This is a genomic window from Metabacillus sp. cB07, assembly GCF_016839225.1.
Taxonomy (GTDB): Bacteria; Bacillota; Bacilli; order Bacillales; family Bacillaceae; genus Bacillus_P; species Bacillus_P indicus.
The window spans coordinates 1289008-1314221 of record NZ_CP069296.1; the positions used below are offsets into that span (position 1 = coordinate 1289008).

Below are 25214 nucleotides of genomic sequence, written 5' to 3' on the forward strand. Positions count from 1 at the left end.
TATGGGATACCTAAAAGGGAAAATGCATCCCTATAAAAAAAAGAACTCCGCATCTGGAGTTCCTTTTTCGTCTTCAGCCTTCAACCGCTTCAAGCAGCAGATCAGCAATGTGTACAGCCCTGACTTTATCCGATAACCCTTCACGTTCGATGCCAAGTTTCATTTGGAGCAGGCAGCCGGGGTTGGCGGTAACGATGGTTACTGCACCTGTTGCTTTGGCGTTCTTCATTTTCGTGTCCAGGATCTGCATCGACATCTCTGACTCGACTATGTTGTAGATGCCGGCCGACCCGCAGCAGCTGTCGGCGTTTTTCATTTCGCGGTAGTCGATGTCTTTGATGGCTTTCAGCAGCCTGCGCGGTTCGCTTGATGTTTTCATAACATTCCGCAAGTGGCACGAATCCTGATAGGTGACGACCTGATGCGGCAGCTTCAGTTTCATTTTGTGAAATTCAAGTTCGGCCAGAATGCTTGTAAAGTCCTTCAGTTTGCCTGAAAAGTCTTTTGCGCGTTCTGACCATTCTGCGTCGTCCTTCAGCAGGTGGTCATAGTCGATTAAAAAGGCGCCGCAGCCTCCTGCATTTGTGATGATGTAGTCAACTTGCAGGTCTTCGAAGGCTTTGATATTCCGCTTGGCAAGGTCTTTGGCCGAGTCTTTTTCTCCGCTGTGGCCGTGCAGGGCGCCGCAGCAGGCCTGATTTTCCGGGATGACAATTTCACAGCCCGAGAGCTGGAGCAGTTTCATGGTGGCATCATTTGTTTTCATAAACATCGTGTCCATGAGACAGCCTGAGAAAAAGGCGACGCGCTTTCGTTTCTCCGGTTTAGCGGGAAGATACGAGGGACGGTTTTTCATTTCTTTTCGTGTCGGTATGTCCGGAAGCACTTTTTCCATTGATGACAGACTGTCTGGTAAAAGCTTCATCATTCCAGTGGAACGGACGGCTTTCTGAAGGCCTGATCGCTGATAAAATCCGATGAGTCCTGTCAGTGTCCGCATCCGCTCCTGATGAGGGAACAGTCCGTCAAATACCGCTTTTCGGACCGTCCGCACAGGCAGCGAGTGTTTTTTATTCTGGTTGATAATGTCCCTGGCTTCTTCAAGCAAGTGGCCGTAATTGACTCCTGACGGGCAGACCGGCTCGCATGCTCTGCACCCGAGGCACATGTTCAATGATTTTTCAACGTCTTCATCAGGCTCTATCAGGCCATCCACTACGGCTTTCATCAGGGCAATGCGTCCCCTTGGGGAATGGGATTCCTGAAAGCCGGACTCAATATAGGTCGGACAGCTCGGCAGGCAGAATCCGCAGCGCATGCAGTTCAGAAGCTCATCCTCGTTCATCCGCTCCTTAAACTGTTCCTGAATGGTTTCACGCTCTTTAACTGTTGTCATTTTGAAACCACCACCCGTTTTCTGGAGTCTTTTGCAAACATTTTACCCGGATTCATGATGTTGTTTGGATCGAAGGAATTCTTAATGGCTTTCATCGCGGCAATCCCTTCTTTACCGGCCTTCAGTTCAAGGTAAGGGGCTTTCATGACCCCGACTCCGTGTTCTCCTGTAATTGTTCCGCCGAGTTCAATTGCTTTGATGAAAATTTCTTCAAACGCTTTTTCCACACGTTCGATTTCTTCATGATCCCTTACATCGGTTAAGCAGGTGGGATGAAGGTTCCCGTCACCGGCATGGCCGAATGTACATATGTTTAAGCTGTATTTTTCAGCAATTTCGTTTGTGGCCACGACCATTTTGGCGATCTCAGAGCGGGGGACGGTTGCATCCTCGAGGATCGTTGTCGGCTTTAGCCGTGCAAGAGCGGAAAGGGCTGAGCGGCGGGCTGTCCGGAGTCCGTCTGCTTCTTCTTCAGATTCCGCGACTCTTACAGATACCGCATGTTCCTCTTCGCAAATGGCAGCCATTTTCAGCATATCTCTTTTCACGACATCAGTCGGACCGTCCTGCTCGATTAAAAGGACGGCTTTTACGTCAGTAGGCAGTCCGATTTTCGCAAAATCCTCCACCACTCTTAAGGTTGGCTGATCAAGGAATTCGAGTGTAGTCGGAATGATTTTGCCGGCGATGATCTTGGACACCGATTTCGCAGCTGCTTCCAAGTCCTGATAGAGGGCGAGCATCGTCATTTTATCCTCAGGCATCGGAATGAGCTTGAGAATGGCTTTTGTGACAATGCCAAGCGTTCCTTCCGAGCCGACGAAGAGACGGGTCAAATCATAGCCCGCCACATCTTTTGCAAGCTTTCCTCCTGTTTTGATGATATCTCCATTTGCAAGAACGACTTCAAGTCCCATCACATAATCGCGTGTGACGCCATACTTGAGGCCGCGGAGGCCGCCTGAGTTTTCATTGATATTTCCGCCGATGGTCGAAATTTTCATCGAGCTTGGGTCAGGCGGATAGAACAGTCCCTTTTCCTCAACGGCATGAATCAGATCAAGGGTGATGACACCGGGCTCTACAGTAGCAGTAAGGTTTTCTTCGTCGATTTCAAGAATACGGTTCATATGTTTAAATAGAAGGACAATTCCCCCTTCTGTCGGGCACGTTCCAGCACAAAGGTTGGTTCCTGAGCCTCTAGGGACAATCGGAATGCCGTGTTCATTGCATAGTTTTAAGATTTCAGCCGTTTCCAGAGCAGTTCTTGGAGCGATTACAGCGTCAGGAAGGGATTGAAACTGGGGGGTGGCATCGTAGGAATAGACGAGTCTGCCTGCACGGCTGTCATCATAGTTTTCTGCACCTGTAATGGCCTGAAGCTTTGCTTTTAATTGTTCGGATATCATAAAACAGTCCTCCTCTTTAAATGAACGAATAAGTACCTTTATCATAAAAAAGAGAAAGAGGATTAACTATGGTTAATCCTCCAAATATTTGCTGCTTTTTTATTCTTTTTTTGGCTGTTCATCTAAAAAGAGAAGAGAGAGATATAAGATTGTCATGTCATGTGTATGGCGGGGATTCAATCCCGTAAGTTCCTCGATCCGTTTCATCCTGTAGTGAAGGGTATTGATGTGAATATGAAGAACGTCTGCTGCAGCCTTAAAGGATTGATTTTGCAGGATGAATGTTTGAAGGGTATCGACAAGCTCTCTCTCATGTTCCATTGAACGGATTGTTCTGCTGACAAACTCCATTTTTGTTTCCTTTTTGATCTCCTTCAGCAGCATTTCCAGGCGCAGGTCATCATCAAACACAATCCCTTTTGTTTTTTTCGCCGTGTTTAAAGCCCGTTCTGCCTGCTGAAATGAAAGGGGAACGTGCTGTGGGGAAGCTGGCTGACCTATTCCAATTGACAAATCAAGCCCGTACCGGTTTTCGAGGTAATCACGTATTTGTCCGGCGAAGTGGTGTGTCCGTTCTTTTTTCTTATGACCGGCCATAAGAATGACGAACCGGTCGTTTCCCCAGCGGACAAAGACGTCAGCTGTTTCATTTGTGAAGGACTGCATCAGGTCAAGCAGCGTTTGATGGCTGATCAGTTCTTCTTTTTCGCTTGAACAGTGACCGATAAGAACCTGTCTTTCAAGCTTCAGATCGACCCCGAGCAATTCCCCCTGACTGATAAATTCCTCTGTCCAGTCTGACTTTTGAACCCAGTCAAAGACGAAAGCTTCAAGTGCACGCGCACGCCATTCAACCTGCTCGGAATAATAGCGTTCATTCATTAAAAGCTCCGTCATTCTCCTCAGGATTTCACCGTATGAGGATACTCGTTTAGGATCACCAGTAATCCCGATGACTCCTGCAATCTGGTGCTGGAAAAAGACAGGAAGATTTATGCCTGCTTTCACGCCTTCTAAGGTTGTTTGGTCTTCAGCTGTAATAATCCTTGTGGATTTCTCGCGTATGCAAATAAGTGCCCCTTCATGAAAAGTCCCAACTCTGCTTTTATCCGTGCTGGCAATGATTGTACCGGATGTATCGGCAACGATTAATTCCTCGTCAATTAAGTGATTCATTTCTGAAATGATGCTGTTAGCGAGAGCGGGTTTGATCATTAGGGTTCCTCCGGATATAAACTGGTATTAAAAAGAACAAGCAGCCGCTATTTGTGTACACAAAGCGGCATAATAAGAATCAAGTAAAGGTGAGGAGTATTTTACTCCCCGCCTCAAGTAAAAGATACAGAGTGCTGATGCTGAATGCAGCAGAGATGTAGCGGGTACTGAGCCACTCATTTTTCTAATACTTTAACATTCTTTCTTTCTTAATTCTATGCACAGCTTTACTTTGGATTTATTGGATTTTAGTTCAGTCTTTCTTTTTTCTTTTTTGTAGCCTTTTGCTTTCACTTTTAATTTATAGATTCCTTCCTTTAGATGTTTAAATTGAAAATGTCCTTCTTTGTTCGTCTTCACAGAAGCGATGCAGTCGCCTTCTGAATTGTACAGCTTCACTTTAGCCTTGCAGATAGCTTCCCCGGCTTCTTTCGTTACCTCTCCGTATATGCTTCCTTTTGGTTTCTTTACAGGAGAAAGCTTAAAGTTAAGGATTACGGACTCTCCAGAATTGAGAGAGATTGTCTTTGATTTTTTACGGTATCCTTTTGCAGATGCTGTAACTTTATACGTTCCCTGCAATACAATAAGATTTTCGTATTTGCCATCCCGATCAGTTATGGCCGCTGCAGCTAGCTTTCCATTTGGATAAAAAACGAGTACCTTGGCATGTTTTATTGGTTTCCCGGATTTTTTATCTGTGATCGTTCCTTCTAAGCGGGCAAAACTGATTGAGAGAAGGATTGTTACATCTGTCACCTCATCTGGAAGGATGACCGCTTCAACTGAACCTGTTAAATACAAGTCTGCAGAAGCTGTAATGGTGTACCTGCCGGGAACAAGGCCGTCTGCGGAAAAAGTACCGGCGGCATTCGTTAATACCGTTTTTACAACGATTCCCTGCGCATTGATAATATCCACTCTTGCCCCTGATATTGGCCTGCTGGAGATGGCGTTGAGCACAGTGCCAGTCAATGCTCCGGTTCCAGGTATTTTGTCTAATAAGAAATTTGCGTCGAGCACGCTTTCGTCATTTCCAAGCGATACTGTAATCCGTGATGAACTGAATCCTTCTTTTTCTGCAGTAAGGGTATATTCATTCGGCGATAAATTCTCAAAGAAGTAAACACCGTCTGGATTTGAAAAAGCAATGCCAATAAACTGCCCGCTGCTTGTAAAAAGTTCAATTCTTGCGCCGGGTATTGGAACTTGCGTTTCTGCATCAAGAACGTAACCTGCAATTGCACCTGTGCTCGCAGGGGTTTTACTCAGTTCAAAGTCAATTTCAGTTATGCTTCCCAGCACAATTTCCGCAGATTTTATTACGCTGATATATCCCGCTGCAGCAGCCCTGACAGAGTAATTCCCTTGAGGAAGCCCTTCTATTAAATATCTGCCGTTTTGATCAGTAAGACCTTCAGCAATTGCCGTATTTTCTGAATTTACCACTTCAATAAGCGCACCAGGTATAGGTAATCCTGTATTTTTATCCCTGACAGCGCCAATTAGAGAACCAGGATTCGATTCCAGTTCAAAATTTACGATGCGCACATCTCCAGGCTGAAGCACTGCTGATTTGCTCTCAGCTTGATAGTTGATATTCAGTGCTACAACCTGGTATGTTCCCGGGGCTAAATTTGGTACAAGGTAAGCACCGTCCTTATCTGTCTGAGTTGTTGCTGCAATAGCAGATGTTGAACTAATAATATTGATTCGCGTATTGCTGAGCGGTTCGCCGGTGGAGTTCGCAGTGACAAGCCCCTTGATGGCAGCTGTTTGCTGTTCAAGGAGAAAATCCGCCGCGACTGTTTGATTAGGGAAAATGACTGCGTTCAAAACTTGAGTCCCATATCCTCCTGCAGCTGCTGTAATAGAAATTTGCCCTTCTGTCACCCCTCCAATTTCATAAAATCCGTTTGCATCAGTTATTATAGTTGCAAAGATTGGCCCTGATGGACCTTGATATCTTAGTGTAACCGCAGCACCCTGAATGGGTGATCTTGTTTGAGCATTTAAAACTGTGCCGTTTACCGTTCCGAATGCCCCGTTCAGCTGAACGTTCAGCTGTGTCGTCTGACCGGCTGCAATAACAGCACCGGCAGCCAATCGTTCAAAGCCTGCTGCGGTGAAGACAGCCCTGTACGTTCCAGGTGTCAGACCATCAATCCGGTAAGACCCTGTGTTATCTGTCAATACACTTGCGACAAGACCATTTGTAATATCGAAAATTTGAACGGCAGCTCCCGGAATCGGCAGCGAACTCCGGTCGCTCACAACACCAGTCAAAAAGCCCGGATTCGCACTGAGCGAAAGAGTTGTTTGTGCAGTTGTATTAGCCACGAGAATGACAGATTTAGAATCAGTGCCAAAATTAGTAGCGGTCGCTGTCAGGATAACGGTGCCAGGCTGCAGGTTAGAGATGGTGAATGAACCGTCAGCAGCACTTGTTGAAATAGCCAGCACCTGGCCGTCAACGGTTGTTGCCGTTACAATAGCACCTTGAATCGGATCACCTGTTGCGGCATTAGTGACAAATCCTGCAATTGAAGCAGGTCCGGTCTGCAACAGCAGCGTAACATTTGACGTTTGATCCGGGATGACAACTGCACCAATAATTCCTGTTACAAATCCGCTGGCAGATGCCGTAATAACATAGTTGCCTGGTGCCACCTGCGGGAATGTGAAGCTTCCATTTGAGTGCGCATTCGTTGTGAAAATGAGGATGCCATTCTCATCAAACAGGGACACTGCAACAGAAGCAGTCGTAATCGGCTGAGCAAGGTTATTCAGGACAACTCCTGTTATAGAACCAAAAATGCCTGTAAGTGCAACGTTTGTTGTAGTAGTAGTATCTGACTGGACAATCGCTCCAACCTTTCGCGTTTCAAATCCTTGAGCTGTAACCGTTACAGTATAGGAGCCCGGCGGAAGGCTTCCGGCCGTGTAATTTCCGTCAGAATCGGTAACTACTGTGGCTACAACCACACCTCCGGCTCCGATAATTCGGACAGTCACAACTGCTCCTGTAATTGGATTTCCAAATGCATCTGTAACTCTGCCGGAAATGCTGCCGGGATTAGCGAAAAGAGAAAAGTTAACATTTGTCCGCTGCTCTCCCGCTGAGAGACTAATTCCAGAAAGCGCGGTCTGATAGCCTTCAGCTGAAACGACGAGTTTAAAGCTGCCTGCCGGGATGTTTCCAATCGCATACGTCCCGTCAGCTCCGGTTACGGCAAATCCAACAAGTGTCTCATTTTGGTCAAGAATTCGCACAGATGCATTGTTAATCGGTGATCCAAAGGCATCTGTCACCTGACCGGAAATGGAAGCAGGGTTTGGCTGAAGCAGAATATTTGCCTGAACCTGCTGATTTGCAGCGACTGTGGCCCCAATTGATGAACTCGCGTAATTAAATTCCGAAGCTGTAACCAGATAGTTGCCTGGCTGGATCCCGCTAAAGGTATAGGAGCCCTGCTGATCCGTGACAGTAAACGCGATCGGGGTCAGACTTTGACTTTGGAAGAGCTGCACAATGGCTCCGGGAACCGGCTGAGTGGTAACAGCATCCCTTACAAAACCCGTAATTGACCCGGGACTTGCCTGCAGGATGAAGTTCACGGTCGCGGTCTGACCAGGCAGTACATCAAATCCAGCTGATGATGACTGGAAGTTTTGCTGAAGAACAGACAGCGTGTAGCTTCCCGCTGTAAATCCAGTAATAGAGTAATTGCCGTCTGTATCTGTTTGAACTCTTCTGAGCAACCCTCCCTGAAGGCTGAATAGCTGAACAAGAGCACCTGAGATCCCTAAGCCTGCCTCATCGGTCACTCGACCTTGTACTGTACCTGGCTGAGGGGACAGCACGGCACTGACGAATTCCGTTTCACCAGGGTCAATCACAACACTTGCAATTTCAGAGCCAAAAGACGGAGCACCGCTGAAGATCACACTGTAAGCACCTGGTGCAAGACCTGTGACCTGATAAAATCCATTGCTGTCGGTCAGTGTTGTCGCAATGATTGGACCGGCAGGACCGAGAGCGCGAACGATTACACTTACACTCGGTATGGCAGCGCCGCCCGCAGCATTTGTGGCAAACCCCTGAATGATGCCGGGGTTCGGTGTCAGGTCAATGGCAAGAACGGTATCTGCGCCTGCCGTAATGGTGAAGCCTCTGAACTCACTGCCAAAATCCTGCGCGTTTATAACGGCTGTATACTGGCCCGGGGAAAGGGCAGGAACTGTGAAATTCCCCCGTGCGTCGGACACGACTGTCAAAATGAGTGTACGGTTTTCATCAAATAACTGGATGACAGCTCCTGCAATCGGTGCCAGGTCTTGTGCACTTGTTACTTGCCCTAAAAGACGTCCAGTAAGCTGGGATAATGCAAGCGAAGCAGTTGTCGTTTCCCCCGCCGTCAGGATGATGGACGTTGTGGCGTTTCCATATCCCGGGGCCTGTGCTGTCAGGAGGAAAGTACCTGCAGGCAGATTCGGGAACGTAAATACCCCTTGATCTCCGCTGAATCCTGTCGCTAGAATGACGCCATTTGATCTTGAGATAATGATCGATGCACCTGAAATGCCAAGTCCCGTGCCGCTGTCAGAAATAACTCCAGTTACTGTGGCAGGCAAATTTGTCAGTGTAACGGACGTTGAAGTCACCCCATTGGCAAAAACGATGGAGCTGACCGTATTTGAACCGAATCCCGGAGCGGAAGCATTGACCAGGTATGTTCCCGGAATCAAGTTGAATACAGAGAATGTTCCATCAGCTTGAGCAGTCAGCGCCTCGACTAATACAAGGTTTTCATTGAAGATTTTCACAAGAATATTCTGGCCTGTGACCGAATTTCCCTGTTGATCTACTACTGCTCCGTTTATGCTGCCTGTTAGTGCAGCGAGGGATGCGTTAAGCTGAACGGCTGTATCTGAAATAATCTGTGCGCCAATAACAGCTGTTCCAAAGCCTTCCGCCGTAAATACAGCGCTGTAAACACCCGGTGCAAGATTCTGAATCGTGTACCTGCCGTCTGTATTTGTAAAGCCAGAAGCGATAATGACACCGGAACTGTTGCGGACGATAATGCTTGCTCCGGCTAATCCGGATCTGGTTGCTGCGTTTGTCACAATTCCTGTAAGCGAACCAGGATTTGCCGAGAGGGCAAAATCAATGCCGGACTGGATTTCACCCGGAGTAAGTGTAAGGGCAGCTGTCGAAGAACTGAACCCTCCAGCTGAAACAATGATGTTGAATGTTCCAGGCGGCAGACCGGAAATCGTATACGTTCCGTCTCCTCCGGTAATGCCAGTGCCGATGACGGTTTCGTTCCCGTTTAATAACCGCACGGTAGCATTGCCAATCGGATTACCCTCTAAATCTCTCACCGTACCTGAAACAGCTGCCGGATTAGGAGACAGGGCAAGATTTGCCGTTGATTCCGTATTTGATGAGACCGTAACCCCGACAATGGCCCTTGCAAAATTCACGGCATCCGCTGTTACGGAATAGGTTCCTGGCTTAATGCCGGCAAACGAGTACCTGCCTAGTGAATCGGTAACAGCACTTGCAAGAGGCTGCAGTCCCTGAGAAGGAAAGAGCTGGACAAAAGCTCCTGAAAGCGGCGTTCCTGAAGCAGCATTTGTAACAATGCCTGTAATGGAACCAGGATCAGGCTGCAGCTCAATATCAAGCGTTGCTGTCTGTCCGGATACAATCGTTGTGCCGATAGTCTGCTGCTGAAAATTCGTATTGATGGCTGTTACGGTATAAGAGCCTGGCGGCAGATTTTGAATACTGTACCTTCCATTTGAATCCGTTTGGCCAACAGCCGTGAGCACACCGTTTACATCTACAATCCGTATCAGTGTATTGACTAATGGAAATCCTGAACCAGCCTCTGTTACAAACCCTTGAACGGAACCCGGATTCGGCGGAAGGGAGAGCTGTACAGAAGATGTCTGCCCCGATTCAACAACCGTTGATCCAGCTTGCGTTCCGAAACCTGGAAGTGTACCGAGAACTGTGTAGGAACCAGGAGCTAGGTTTGGAATTGTAAAGGATCCATTGGCATCTGTTGCTGAGCTTGCGACGACCGGACCGGTAGGAGAGAACTGTCTTACTACGATGCTCACTCCGCTTAGCGGCAGTCCTGTCACCTGATTAAGCACGGTTCCCTGAATGGTGCCGGGATCTGCAGGTAAATTAAAATCCAGAACCGTTTGAGCATTTGCAGAAATCTCCGTTTCCTGAACCACTGTTCCAAAATTAGCGGATGAAGCTGTAACTCTGACGATTCCCGGGATCAGGTTATTTACTAAATATTTACCGTTTTGATCCGTAACCACCGTTGCAACAAGTGCTCTTGTAGAATCAAAGACCTGAACCGAAGCACCCGGTACCGGGTTTTGAGTCTGTGCATCCCTGACTGTACCCGTAAGCGAACCCGAAACTGGAGGCAGGGAAAGGGTGACATTATTTACTGCACCAGGTCCAAGCTGAACAGATACCGAAGCAGAGCCGAATCCCGGCTGCGTTGAAGAAGCAGAGACGTTCAGTGTATTAGGCGGCAGATTTTGAATCGTAAATTGACCATTTTGATCACTGACCGCGTTGCCGACAATCAGTCCGTTTAAGTCTGTGACCGTTACAATAACGCCGGATAAAGGATCTAATGTTACGGCATTGATGACCTGCCCTGTTACAGTTGCGGGATTTGGTGAAAGAATGACAGGCAAAACCGCAGTCTCATTTGCAGCAACGACGGCACTTGCGACAGCAGTCGCATAATTCGGTGCTGTGATTTGAACAAGGTACGTGCCTGGTGCAAGATCCATGATTGTAAACGTTCCATCTGAATCTGCAAGCAGAGTTTTTACAAGAATTCCGTTGATATCAAACACCTGAACAGCGATGTTTGACCCGGTGACAGCCATTCCGGCCGTGTCTGTCAGTGAGCCGGAAATCATGCCTGTATCCGGCGGAAGGGCAATATTTGCTGTGGTCAGAGCATTAGCCTGAACGATTGCGCCTACAGTAATCGAGCCAAAACCTGCTGCTGTACCCACTACCGAGTAAGAACCTGGTGAAAGTCCTTCCAGCAAGTAATTGCCGTTTACGTCAGTTGTATCTGCTGCAATGATGACGCTTGTTCCGCCGACTGTCCTTACAACTGCAATGGCCCCAACAATCGGGTCACCTGTCGCTGCATTTGTAATTTGGCCGCTGATGGTTCCAAACAGCGAACTGAGAGAAATGTTTACATCAGTCAAAATCTGGCCTGGCGTTACGGTAACAGCTGTCAGATTTGCAGCAAAATCAGGCGCAGATGCGAGTACTGTTAAGGTTCCCTGAGGCAGGTTGCTGACAGAGTAATTTCCAAACTCATCTGTGATTGCCGTACCGAGAACCGTTTCATTCTGATCAAGAATTCTGACCGTTGCATTTGTTACAGGTGTTCCTCCGGTATCTGTGACAGACCCAGAAATCGTCGCAGGATTTGGAGAAAGCTGTATAGTGACATCTGTTGTCTGTCCTGCAAAAATAACGGCTCCGGTTCCCCGTCTGGCATAATTTGATGCTGAAGCGACGATATTGTACTCTCCAGGTGCAAGACCTGGAACGGAAAACTGCCCGTTTTGGTCAGTGGTTTCTTGTGCAATAGGAATGATCCCCTGTGAAGGAAAGACCAGGACAACAGCCCCTGCAATTGCACCGCCTGAGAACAGGTCTGTTACAGTGCCTGTCAATACTCCTGGATTTGCTGCAAGGAATACATTGACCGTTGTCGTCTGTCCCGGCAGAATCGTAAAGCCGACAGACTGATTCTGAAATGCCGGACTTGAGACGACAAGCGTATACGAATCAGCCGGGAGCCCTTCAACCGCGTAGAATCCAGCTCCATCTGTACTGACTTCATCTACAAGAGTGCCGTCACGGCGTATGACTTGGACTGCAGCTCCTGAAATCGGATCGTTTGTATCTGAACGTCGGACTGTTCCCTGAACCGTTCCCGGAGCTTGCGTGAGGCCGATTGTCACATTGGAAACTTCATTTGCAAAAACGGCGACAGATGCCGACTGTGTGCCAAAACCGGCGGATTGGGCAATGACCGTGTAGGATCCGGGTTCAAGATTCGCTGAAAGGAATGTCCCTCCAGCATCTGTAACTGCAGTCGCAATGACAGGTCCGGCCGGTGAAAATTGACGGATGGTAATGATGGCACCTGCAATCGGATCAGATGTCAGCTGATTGATAACCGTTCCTGAAATGGACCCGAGCAGCGGACTTAAAGATACGGTTACTTGCTCTGTTTCACCCGGATCAAGTATGACTGCTTGAACGTTGTCAGCAAATCCTGCCTGAGAAACAGTAAGCGTAATTGTGCCGGCAGGAAGATTCGTGAGCTGGAAGTTCCCTGATGCATCCGTTACAGCGGAAGCAATCACCTGGCCAGCGACACTGGCTGTGACCGCAGCCCCTTGGAGCGGCGTATTTGTACCCTGGCTTAATACCTGCCCGGTGATTGATGCAGGCAGCGGCGCCAGCTGAAGATCAAGAGCTGTTGTCTGATTGGCAACTACTGCTGCAGCGGCAGATGATGCCGCAAAACCAGGCGCTTGTGCAACGACTGTATAATTCCCCGGTGCAAGATCAATAATGGAGTAAGTTCCATCTGGTTCAGCGGTGATCGATTTTACGAGAAGACCATTCCCATCAAAAACTCGGACAAAGATATTGCTGCCGGTAATTGGATCACCGTTGCCGTCCCGAATAGTACCCGAAATATTCCCGGTTTCAGCAATCAGAGCAAAATTCGCTGTTGCTGTCTGGTTGCTTGAGACAAGTGCAGTTTGTGTTTGAGAAGCAAATCCAGATGCGCTGGCTGTGACCGAATAAGAACCCGGTGCCAGACCTTGAGCAAGATAATTTCCGGCTTCATCTGTATTGACTGTTTGCACAACTACATTGCTGTCGCTCTGAAGCGTTCGGATTGTCACAATGGCTCCGGCCAATGGGTCCGCTGTGGCACTATTTGTCACTGTTCCTGAGATGGATCCGGGATTTGCCGTGAGCGCAAGGTTCACTCCTGTCAGCGTCTGGCCGGCTGCAACGGAAACACCCTGGAGGCCCGTTCCGTAATTAGGGGCAGAAGCACTTACTGTATACGTTCCCGGTGCAAGATTTCCAACGGAGTAATTTCCGTTCAGATCTGTTGCGCCGGTTCCGACAACGTTCTGATTTTGGTCAAGAATGCGAATGACAGCATTCGGCAATGGATTCCCGGACTGATCTGTGATTTGTCCCGATACTGCTGCCGGAAGCGGAGAAAGAGACAGGACCACAGCTGTTGCTGCTCCAGCTGAAACTAGTGCCCCGACTGAAACGGTTCCGAAATTGGATGCAGCAGCTGTAACCGTGTATTGCCCCGGCTGAAGACTTCCGACTGTGAAGCTGCCATTTTGATCGGTGACTGTTTCAAAGACAGGAATAAAGCTGCCTGATGGATATATCTGAATCGATGCTCCGGCAATTGGCGCTGCTGTTTGAGTGCTTACCGCTGTTCCCGTAATGCTTCCCGGATTTGGATTCAACGCGGCGTTTAACGTGACGGTTTGATCAGATATGGCCGTAAATCCAAGTGACTGGTTCTGGAAATCGGCGTTTACAGCAACCAGTGAATAGCTGCCGGGAGCAAGGCTGTCAACCCTGTAAACCCCGTTTAAATCTGTTTGGGAAACGGCGACCAGCACGCCCCCTGAATCAATGATTCTAATGAGTGTATCCGTAAGAGGGGTTGCGGTCTGCGCATTGGTAATCGTCCCCTGAACAGAACCCGGATTCGGCGGAAGATTCAGCTGCACAACAGAGATTTCATTTGACTCGACAGACGCTGAAGCTGTCTGTGTGCCGAAACTCTGCTGAGATGCGATTACCGTATAGCTTCCGGGCGCAAGGTTGTATACGGCAAATTCTCCTTGGGCGTTCGTTGCTGTTGTTGCTACTGCAGGACCGGCTGCGGAAAATTGCCTGATGACCAAACTTGCATTCTGAATAGGCGCACCGGTCTGCCCGTTATAAACGGTCCCCGTAATGCTTCCCGGATTTGGCTGAAGCTGGAACAACAGTGTCGTCACAGCGTTTGATGCAATGGCTGCATCCTGAGCGGCAGAGCCGAAATTTGCTGCTGAGGCTATAACACGGTACGTTCCTGGAGCCAAATTTTGAACCTGGTAAAAACCGTTATCATTTGTCAGTACTGTAGCGGTGAGAGCACCTGTAAAATCGAACACTTGCAGTACAGCGCCGGGAATTGGCTGGTTATCCAGTGCATTTACGACCGAACCCGTCAAAGTACCGGGATTTGGCGTAAGAGACAGAGTGGTTGTTCCAATTTGGCCAGGTGAAAGCATAACAGCTTTAGAGTCTGCGCCAAAGTCCTGTGCAACAGCGGATATAATCAGAGTGGCAGGAGGGAGGTTCTGGATTGTAAAACTTCCATCGATTCCGCTTGCTGCAGATGCCAGGACAAGGCCGTTTAAATCTGTTACGGTAACCAGCGCTCCGTTAATTGCATCTCCTGTGCCTGCATTCAATACCTGCCCTGTGATTGCCGCAGGGTTTGGAGTCAGTGCGATATTTGCCTGAGTTGTCTGGTCAGAAACAACAATCGCTCCGATAACAGCAGCGGCAAAATTCGGTGCAGTGATGACAAGTGTATAGCTGCCAGGGAGCAAATCCAGAATGGAATAGGAGCCATCCGAGCCGGCCAACAAGGTTTTTACGAGTGATCCGCTTTGATCATAGACCGCAACTTGTGTTCCCATTCCAAAAATTGGACTTCCTTGCAGGTCTGTGATGATCCCTGAAATCGCTCCTGTGTTAGGGCTCAGCTGCAGGTTTGCTGAAGTTACCGTATTGCTGAACACAACAGCACCTACAGAAGCTGTTCCAAAACCTGTCTTTGAAGCAGTAACTGTATACGTTCCAGGCGCTAGACCGGCTACGGAATAGAACCCGTCTGAGTCCGTTACGTCATTAGCTACGACTACTCCCGTTCCTCCTGTAAGACGGATGATGGATATGGCGCCTGCAATCGGAACACCTGTCTGGGCATTGTTTACAAAACCTTCGATGGTTCCAGGGTTGGGAGTCAGGACAAAGTTAACATTTTCAATGAAATCTCCCGGTGCAAGAGTCACTCCGCTGATCTGACCTGCGAACGTCTCTGACGTCACAATCACGGTTTGAGAACCTGGCGGGAGGCCGCTGATGACATAATTGCCGTTCTGGTCGGTCAGTGCGCTGCCAAGCACCGTCTCATTTTGATCGAGTACTCTGACGCTAGCATTTGGGACTGGCTGCCCACCTGTACTTGTGAGCGTTCCGCTGATTGCAGCGGGATTCGGCATAAGCTCAAGATTGGCAATTGTTGTCTGATCTGCCGTTACAATGGCACCGACAGCTCTGCGTGCATAATTAGAAATATCCGCAGCGGCAATATACTCACCAGGAGCAAGGCCGATGACCGTGTAGTTTCCATTTTGGTCTGTAAGAGCATTCGCAATCGGAAAGAGACCTTGAACAGGGAAAATCTGAACCGAGGCGCCTTCAAGAGCTCTGCCTGTCTGCTGATCTGTCACTCTTCCAGAAATGGAACCAGGATTTGGATCCAGTGCTAAATTGACAATCGTTGTTGCATTTGAAGCAACATTGAATCCGACTGATGCACGCTGGAACGTCTGGGCTATGCCGGTAAGCGAGTAGTTTCCGGGTGCGAGGCCGTCAACTCTGTAGACGCCGTCACTGTCTGTTTGAACCTCCCGAACAATCGCACCATTGCTGTTTTGAATTCTGAGAAGAGCTCCGGCTATTGGTGTGCCCGTCTGAGAGTCTGTAAGCGTACCTTGAACAGATCCAGGGTTAGGAATAAGTGCAAGATTAATAGTTGAAACAGCATTTGACGAAACGAATACGGAACCTGCCTGTGTGCCGAAGTTTTCAGCAGAAGCAACAACAGTGTAAGCTCCAGGAGCCAAATTATTCACGGCAAACTCGCCGTTTTGATTCGTAAAGACAGAATCTACAGCAGGGCCTGTCGGTGAAAACTGTCTGATAACAACAGCAGCGCCTAATATCGGTTCACCTGTCTGCTGATTAACGACGGTACCTTGAATGGAACCAGGGTTTGGAGGCAGTAAAAAATTGAGAGCGGTTTGCTGATTGGCAATAACGGTTGCTTCTTGAACGGTTGAGCCAAAATTGTCTGCTGATGCAATGACGCGGTATACACCCGCAGAGAGATTTTGAACTTGATAGTTTCCAAACGCATCTGTCGCGACAGTTGCAATTAAGCCTCTAGTAAAATCAAACACTTCAACCGTTGCACCCGCAATAGGTGCAGATGTGCCTGCATTTGACACGCTTCCTGACAGGGTGCCATTCTGTGCCGCTAAAGAGACGGCTGTATTTAAAGTCTGGCCCGGTGACAGATTAACAGCCTGCGAGAAACTTGAAAAATTCTCTGCTGCAACAGACAGGTTAAGAGACTGGGGAGGCAAACTTCCAATTGATGCAAATCCGTTTGCATCCGTAACCCCAATCCCGACAACTGTTCCGTTTGGCAGTGTAATTGTGACAATGGCTCCTGATATCGGATCGCCTGATTCAGTGCTCGTGACAGTTACATTCACTGCTGCAGGGTTTGGCTGAAGGACAGGGTTTAAAGCAGTAGTTTGTTCAGAAACAACGGTGCTGCTGAATGTTCCCGTCGCATAGTTTGGTGCTGTTACGACAACCTGATACGTTCCCGGTGCAAGGCCGTTTACGATGAAAGTACCGTCAGAACCTGCAAGAACCGTTTTAACGAGCTGGCCATTCTGATTAAAGACTTGGATTTGCAGATTGTTTCCGGTAATCGGATTGCCTTGCGGATCTGTAATTGTGCCCGCAATCGTCCCAGATAACGGCGTCAGGACTATTGGAGCGTTCGCTGTGGCGTCACTGACAACCGTTGCACCTGTTGTCGCTGCCCCGTACCCATTTCGGACAGCTGTAATTGTATACGTTCCGGGTGCAAGACCGGAGACAAGGTAAGACCCGTCTGTCCCTGACGTCGAATTTGCAACAACAATTGGTGCAGCGCCAGTCCGTCTGACGACAAGATCGGCGCCGGCAATTGGCAGTCCAGTCTGCTGGTCTGTAACGGTTCCTCTGATGGAGCCTGCATTCGGCGTTAGCTGTGCGTTCAGCGTCGTTGTCTGGCCAGGGCTTAACGTGACACCTGTCAGCAGTGTTCCAAATCCTGAAGCAGAAATGACGGCCGTTTGTGTTCCTTGAGGAAGATTGCCAATTGTATAGTTCCCGTTTTGATCCGTAATACCTGTACCAAGGACGGTTTCATTCTGATCAAGAATGCGGACTGTTGCACCGCCTACTGGTGTACCGCCGTTTTGGATGATGGTTCCAACAACGGCTGCCGGATTTGGAGTCAGACCCAGGTTCACGGTTGCCTGTGCATTAGGAAACACAGTTGCCCCAGCAGTTCCACGCGCGTAATTTTCTGCACTTGCAGCGACGATATACTCTCCAGGCTCAATTCCGGCAAACGAGTACCGCCCGTTTTGATCAGTAGCTGCATTTGCAATTGGTATCAAGCTTTGAGAAGGGAAAAGCTGAACAATGGCTCCTTGCAGCGGATTTCCGCTTACAGCATCTGAAATAATGCCTGTAATAGTTCCCGGATTCGGAGCGAGAGCAGCATTTACGGTAACAGTCTCTCCTGCACCGATAATTGCCCCTATCGTTCTGCTTTGAAAATCTGCATTTATCAGGACGATTGTGTAGGTGCCCGGCGTCAGTCCCTGCCCAAGGTATACACCATTTAAATCCGTCTGCACTACGGCAGCTAAAATGCCGTTATCATTTAAAACGCGCACTTGCGTATTAGCAAGCGGATCTCCTGTCTGAGCAGATGTCACCGTGCCGGTAACTGCGCCAGGGTTTGGAGGCAGGGCAAGAGCAGTGTTCGTGACAGCATTTGATTGGACAAGGACCGTTGCCGTCTGTGTGCCAAAATTTGTGTTTGAGGCTGTAATGGCATACGTTCCCGGCTGGAGGTTCAGTACAGTGAATTGCCCGCTGCTGTCTGTCGCAGTTGACTGCACAATAGGCCCTGAAGGTGAAAATTGACGGATGACAATGGCGGCTCCAGTTATAAACGCTCCCGTCTGCTGATTAACAACCGTCCCGAAAATAGACCCAGGATTCGGAGCTAATGCGAAATCTGCGCTTGTTGTCTGATTGGATAAAACCGTTACATCCTGAACATCAGTGCCAAAATTAAAGGCTGAAGCTATTATTCTGTACTGGCCTGGTGAAAGGTTAGCAAATTGATAGAATCCGGCAGCATCAGTCGTAAGCGTGCCAACGATGGCCAATGTGCTGTCAACCACTTGAAGAACAGCTCCTGAGAGCGGATCTCCGGATTGTCCGTTCGTTACAAAACCGCTGATGGTACCAGGATTCGGCGTTAAGCTCAGAATCGATGCAGCCGTGCCTCCCGGCGTTAAAATAATGGAACGCGAGTCAGATCCGAAATCAGGTGCAACAGCTGAAATCACAAGTGATCCCGTCGGCAAATTAGGAATAATAAAGTTTCCGCCGCTGTCTGTTACTGTGCTCCCGATCGGCAAACCATTGGTGTCTGTAACCGAAACGATTGCTCCTGGTATCGGCGTACCAGTTTGAGCGCTCAGAACCTGGCCTGTAGCTGTACCTGGATTTGGCGTAAGAGATACAGATAGAGTTGTCGTTTCATTGGCTGTAACAGATGCTCCAACCATCATTGCAGCATAGTTTTCTGCCAGAATTGTCAGCTGATAGGAACCAGGAGGCAAGTTTGTGATGAGAAATGTTCCGTCTGATTGGGCAGCAAGTGTCTGCAAAAGAATGCCGCTTTGATCAAAGACCCGTATTTGAATAGGAACGTTGAGCAGGGCATTTCCCTGAATATCTGTAACCGTTCCTGAAATCGAGCCGACAAGACGGGGCAGACTGATATCCGCCTGAGTTGTCTGATCACTGACGACAATGGCTCCTACAACTGAAATGCCAAATCCGGATGCAGAACCTGTAACGGTATAGGACCCCGGCTGAAGATCCGGAACAAAGTAGTTTCCATTTTCATCAGTAGAAGTAGATGCAACTACAACAGGTACGCCTGCAATTGTCCTTACAACGGCTATGGCTCCTGTTATTGGCTGGCCGGTATCAGAAGCCGTAATGAGCCCTGCTATGCTTCCGGTATTCGCAGTTAATACAAAGTTAACATTTTCAGTCATCTGTCCCGGTGTTAAAATAACTCCTCCGAGCTGCGTGGCAAATCCAGGTGCTGAGACAATGATCTGCTGGTTGCCTTGAGGCAGATTGGTAATGCTATATTGTCCGAGTTCATTCGTAACGGCTGTAGCAAGAACTGTTTCATTTTGATCAAGGATCCGGACAGTGGCATTGATAATTGGCTGGCCAAACTCGGATGTAACCGTACCAGAGATAGAAGAAGGATTGGGTGTTAAAACAATATCCGAGCTGGAAACGGCATTGGAACGTACGGTGATTCCTGTTGAAGACGTTGCATAGTTCGTGAATGAGCCAACAAGAATATACGATCCCGGCGGCAGACTGTTAAGGGTATAACGGCCGGTTCCATCTGTGACAAGAGACGCGATCGGGTTAATGCCTATAGCCGGATAGACAAGGACGGAAGCACCTGCAAGCGGAGTAAATGTCTGGCCGTCAAAAACCTGGCCTGTTATGCCTCCTGGGTCTGCAATCAGTGCTGCGTTAATAACAGATGTCTGGTTTGGCTGGGCTGTGAAGCTGAACGATTGTGACTGAAAATCGGGATTTGTAAAGGTATTTGTATAATTTCCCGCAGCAAATCCGTTTATCTGATAGAAACCATTAATATCCGTCTGAGTTTGTGTGACTAAAATGCCCGTATCATCAAATAGGCTCACTAACGTATTAATTAAAGGCTGGCCGGTATCTGCATCTGTGATGGTACCTTGCACAGTTGACGGAAGCTGCTGCAGGGCAAAGTTGACATCTTCTGTTTCACTGGGTTCAAGTACAACAGTTGAAGCCTGGGAACTGAACGACGGGTCAAGAACGATGACAGTAAACGTTCCCTGAGGCAGATTTGGTGCTGAATAAAAACCAAATGAATCGGTTGCCGTTGAAGTGATAATTGGGCCAGTTGACGTAAACTGGCGGATAATGACACTGGCTCCCGCGACAGCATCTCCTGTTCCCGCATTCGTTACTGTTCCACGGATTTGGGAAGGATTCGGCTCAAGAGCAAAGCTTGCAGTCGACTGAGTATCTGAAAAAACGATAAAGCTGATGGTCTGACTTGTGAAACCCTGGACAGCGGCAATAGCCGTGTAATTTCCAGGAGCCAGACTTGCCGCCGTAAATTGGCCCTGAGCGTTGGTGACAACGGATACGACAGGCGCCCCGGTCTGATCAAAAATCTGAATACTTGCACCAGGAAGGGCATCTCCGTTTTCTCTGTTAACGACAGTACCTGCAGCACTTCCCGGATTTGGAGTGAGGGAAAGGAGTGTATTTGCAGTCTGTCCTGCCGTTAAAATAACAGCGACAGATGCCGTGCCAAAGTTTTGTGCATCGGCACTTGCAAGAAACGAGCCGGCAGGAAGATTTCCAATGGTAAATGTGCCGTCCTGATTTGTTGTGCCGCTGCCGATGAGAATACCTGTATTCGGATTGGTTACGGATACTATAGCTCCTTCAATTCCTGCCAAAGTCTGCTGGTTAAGAACCTGGCCTGTTAAAACAGCTGGAGATGGTAGCAGGGTGACGATGGCTTGTGTTTCCTGGTCAGCTGCCACTTGCACTCCAATAGAAGCTGCCTGAAATCCAGCGGCAGAAGCATTCAGAATATAGCTGCCCGGCAGGATGTCAAGAAAGACAAACGTTCCGTCCGGCTGCGCCACAAGCGTTTGAATGAGTACACCGTTTAAATCCAGAAGCCTTACCTGAAGATTTTCGCCCGTAATAGGATTGCCGTCCGAATCGCGAAGCTGCCCGCTGATTGAACCTCTTAACTGAACAAGAGAAATATTTGCCGTTGTCACTGTGCTGCTTACTACAGTAGCTCCCGTCGTTCCTGTTCCAAAGCCAGATAGAGAGGCAGTGACTGTATAGCTACCCGGTGCAAGACCCTGAACAAGGAAGTTTCCGTCAGAACCCGACGTGACTGTTGCGGCAATAACGCCCGAACCAGTAGCCTGGCGGACTACAACCGTTGCTCCCGGAAGCGGAGCGCCATTTGCCCCATTGGAAACAAGCCCGCTTAAAGAGCCTGGATTTGGTGTTAAGGTAAAATTGACGTTCGGCACGTTTCCGCCCGGCTGCAGGGTAATACCTGTCAGAGCGGAACCGAAATCAGGTGCCGAAGCAATGACAGTGAATGAACCTGGAGGCAGGTTTCCAATTGTATATGAGCCGTTTGCATCTGTTCCAGCCAGGCCGAGAAGTGTTTCATTTGCATCAACTACACGCACAACCGCATTAGAAACAGGTGTGCCAATAGGATCAAGCACAGTACCGCTGATTGAAGCCGGGTTTGGGTTAATGGTGATATTAACACTTGTTGCAGCGTTTGAGACAACTACAGCTCCGGCTGATTCTGTCGTATAATCCGGAGCAGACGCCGTCACGATATAATTTCCCGGAGCCAGGTTTAAAAACTGATAACTTCCGCTGTTATCCGCAAGAGTACTCTGGATAAAAACGCCCTGACCTGAATACAGCTGGACGATCGTGTTTTGAACGACTGGAGATATGGTTCCAGTAATGGACCCTGGATTTGGCACCAAATTCACATTGACTACAGTTGTTGCATCCGCAGTAACAATAGCTCCAGTAATAGACGACTGAAAATTTTGAGCGTTAACGACGACATTGTAGTTTCCGGGGGGCAGACCGGAGACCGTATAATTCCCCTGACTGTCTGTAAGGACGGACTGAATTTGCACGTTGTTTTGATCCACAACTCCGACAGAAGCTCCGGCAACAGGATTTCCGCCGCTTGAAACGGTTCCTGTGATAAAACCGGGATTTGGCGCAAGAGCAATCGTTAGATTTGCCTGACCGCCAGGAGGGATAGAAACAGACGAAATGTCTGTTTGAAAGCCTGAAGCTCCGGCTACAACTGTGTAAGTGCCGGGTGCGAGCTGCTGCACCTGGAACATGCCTTGCAAATCAGTGAAAAGTGTTGCTACAACAGCCCCATTGGCATCAAGAATCCTAACCTGTATTTGAGCACCTGAAATCGGCTGGCCAGTTTGCTGATTGGTGACTGTCCCCATAATCGTGACCGGATTTGGTGAAAGAGTAAAATTAAGAGCAGTTGTCTGATTGGATTGAATGGCAGCACCCTGACTCTGAATTTGAAAGTCCTGTGCAGCTGCTGATACAAAATAAGTACCCGGTGCAAGGTTTGCAACAAGGTAAATTCCATTCTGATTTGTAACAGTTGTTGCAACGACAGCACCACTTGCAGATGTTCTAACATTAATGACAGCTCCTGGTACCGGTGTCCCCCCGTTTGCTGTCACAGCGCCTGTTAAAGATCCCGGATCTGGAGAAAGGGAAAAATTCACAAGAGATGTCTGGAAACCAATAACTTGAACTCCCTGCACCCCTGTTTGGAAATTCTGGCCTGAAGCAGAAACCGTATAATTGCCAGGTGCGAGGTTTGGGATGGTATAGGTGCCATTACCATTCGTGTTGACTGATGCAATCAAACTATTATTTAAAAAGACATTGACGGTGGCATTGGAAATAGCCCCGCCCTGATTGTCGGTCACGGTTCCGCTGATTGCGCCGACAATTCTGCTTAGTGATGCATTTAAAGTCGTTGTCGCATTTGGCTTGATAACGGCTCCGATTGTCTGACTTGCATATCCTGAGTTGCCAAACGTGACAGAGTATGTGCCCGGCGCGAGGTTTGAGACCGTGTACTGCCCCTGTGCATTCGTTAGAACAGAAGCGACAGTGGCACCGCTTTGATTGACAACAGTCACAGATGTTCCTGAAAGAACCGCTCCGTTAGCTGCATCTGTGACTGTGCCGCTCAGCGTTCCAGGTGAAGGCTGCAGCACCACATTCTGAGTCGTTGTCTGACCTGCCCCAACCGTAAAACCAAGAATACCGGTCTGGAAATTTGCAGCTGTAACGCGCAGCTGATACGTTCCCGGCGACAGCTGGCTTACCGTGTATTGTGCGCTGGCGTTTGTCACGGTCTGGGCGATGACATTGTTTGCTGAATCAAGAACCTCTACGAGCGCACCCTGAACAGGCGTGCCGCCATTTGCCGTTACAGTCCCAGTGACGGTACCCGGAGACGGAGCAAGCGTAAAGTTTTCTGTCGTGGTCTGGCCGGAAACAATGGTCGTCCCGCGCGTTTGGGACTGGAAGTTTGGAGCGCTTGCCGAAAGTGTATATTGACCTGGTGTAATGCCGGTAACCGTATACTGACCGCTTGCATTTGTCGTGACGGTCGCAATCACGGCATTAAACTGATCAGTCAATCTGACAGTTGCTCCTGCAATTGGGGCTCCGCCTTGAGCTGTAACAGTTCCTGTAAGAGTTCCTGGAACCGGCTGAAGAATGACATTGACCACTTGTGTCTGCCCTGCCGCAACTGTCGCAGATTGCGAGAGGGTCGTAAATCCCGCTTGTATAAAGGTTAGGGAATAAGTGCCGGGAGAAAGCTGAGTGAAGCTGTAATTTCCCTGTGCATTAGTTGTCGCTGTGCCGACAAGCACGTTATTTGAATTGCGAAGCTGAACGGTCACGTTTGTAAGAGGCAATCCTGTCTGCCCTGAAGTTACCTGACCTGTAATGGAGGCTGCCGCTGTAACAGTAATGTCGTTAAAGGCAACAGCGTTAGTAAGCTGGGCACCTGTCTGATCATCAATACCTGACGCTGTGACCGTATTCAGCCTTCTCGTACCAGCTGAAGTGAAGGTACCCGTAACGCTGTAGGTTAACGTAACAGACTGGCCTGCAGCCAAATTCCCAATGTTCCAGGACAAGGTTCGGTTTGAGCTGTTAAAAACAGCAGAGCCTGCTGAAGCTGTTATATTTGTGACAGACGAAAGCTGGTCGATGTTAAAAACATCGGCCATTGTGACAGACCTTGCGAGAGCACGGCCGGTATTTGTAACCGTAACTGTTTGATTCCATGTTGCAATGCTGCCTGTTACAACAGATGCCGGACCAAATGTAATAACTTTTGAAGCTGCAAGCTTCGCGCGAATATCCACATCATTTGGTGTAACAGGATCTGTTAATGCATTTATAAACTGAAATCCTTCAGATGTCCGCAGTGAGTCTTTATTGTAGTTATTTGCATTCGCGGAAGAGAAAATAATAAATTGCAGTGCTGAATTTGCCGTAATGCCTAGAGTTTGAAAAAATTGTGAGGCCGTAAACTGATAATCTATAAAATAATCAGGATTTCCTCCAAAATTAGATCCATCGTTCGTAAGCGTGACTCTTGCCACATCGAAATTCACAATCGGAATCCTGACGTTTGGCGCACCGCGGCCGTTCGTTCCTTCCGCCGGATCGTTCCAAGAGTTGAAAACCTGCTGTGTGTTTTGAACTAAATTAATTGAGTTATCCTGGCCATTAACGTTACTCAGCCAGTTATAGATCCCTGGTGTACCTGATGTGTTAACCAAAAATCCCCATGAGAAATTAGCAAACCCCGTGTTCTGAGAATTTCTCGGATCTCCGTTTACGCGAATCCTGAAATAAATGGTTGTACCGTCATATGCGACATACGCAGCCGGAAATGTCGTGTTGCCCACGATATCCGTCGAAATTGGCGACTCATCACCAACCACATCAAAAATTGGCTGTCCATTAAGAATAATCGGCTGAAACTGTGTATTCGATGGAAATGCCATTCCATTGCTCCCCTCAAAAAATAATCACCTATACTACCTTATCGGGCAGACAAAATGTCTATACCCCTAAAAATGATAACGATTTATTCTATTCCCTTATTTGAACAAGGGTGACAGGCTGATGGCTTAAGTTGAAGAAGATGGATTAAGGAGTAATTATAAGTCAGACAAAACACGGGCTAAATAGC

General features: G+C 48.4%; 4 protein-coding genes. All 4 read right to left on the reverse strand.

Features of this window, described 5'->3' with window-relative positions:
- Positions 1 to 73: 73 nt before the first annotated feature.
- Positions 74 to 1396 carry a (Fe-S)-binding protein gene (locus JOJ89_RS06545; protein WP_203289952.1) on the reverse strand — a complete coding sequence of 441 codons (1323 nt, stop codon included), beginning with the start codon at positions 1394 to 1396 and terminating at the stop codon, positions 74 to 76.
- Complete coding sequence (glcD, locus tag JOJ89_RS06550) at positions 1393 to 2805, reverse strand: glycolate oxidase subunit GlcD (protein ID WP_203289953.1); 1413 nt, start codon at positions 2803 to 2805, stop codon at positions 1393 to 1395. The genes JOJ89_RS06545 and glcD overlap by 4 nt, the downstream gene beginning before the upstream one ends.
- Positions 2806 to 2904: 99 nt before the next feature.
- Positions 2905 to 4020, reverse strand: a complete 1116-nt coding sequence (locus JOJ89_RS06555) for a CdaR family transcriptional regulator (protein ID WP_203289954.1) — start codon at positions 4018 to 4020, stop codon at positions 2905 to 2907.
- A 192-nt stretch (positions 4021 to 4212) separates the two neighbouring features.
- Positions 4213 to 25026, reverse strand: a complete 20814-nt coding sequence (locus tag JOJ89_RS06560) for a carboxypeptidase regulatory-like domain-containing protein (protein WP_203289955.1) — start codon at positions 25024 to 25026, stop codon at positions 4213 to 4215.
- Positions 25027 to 25214 lie beyond the last annotated feature (188 nt).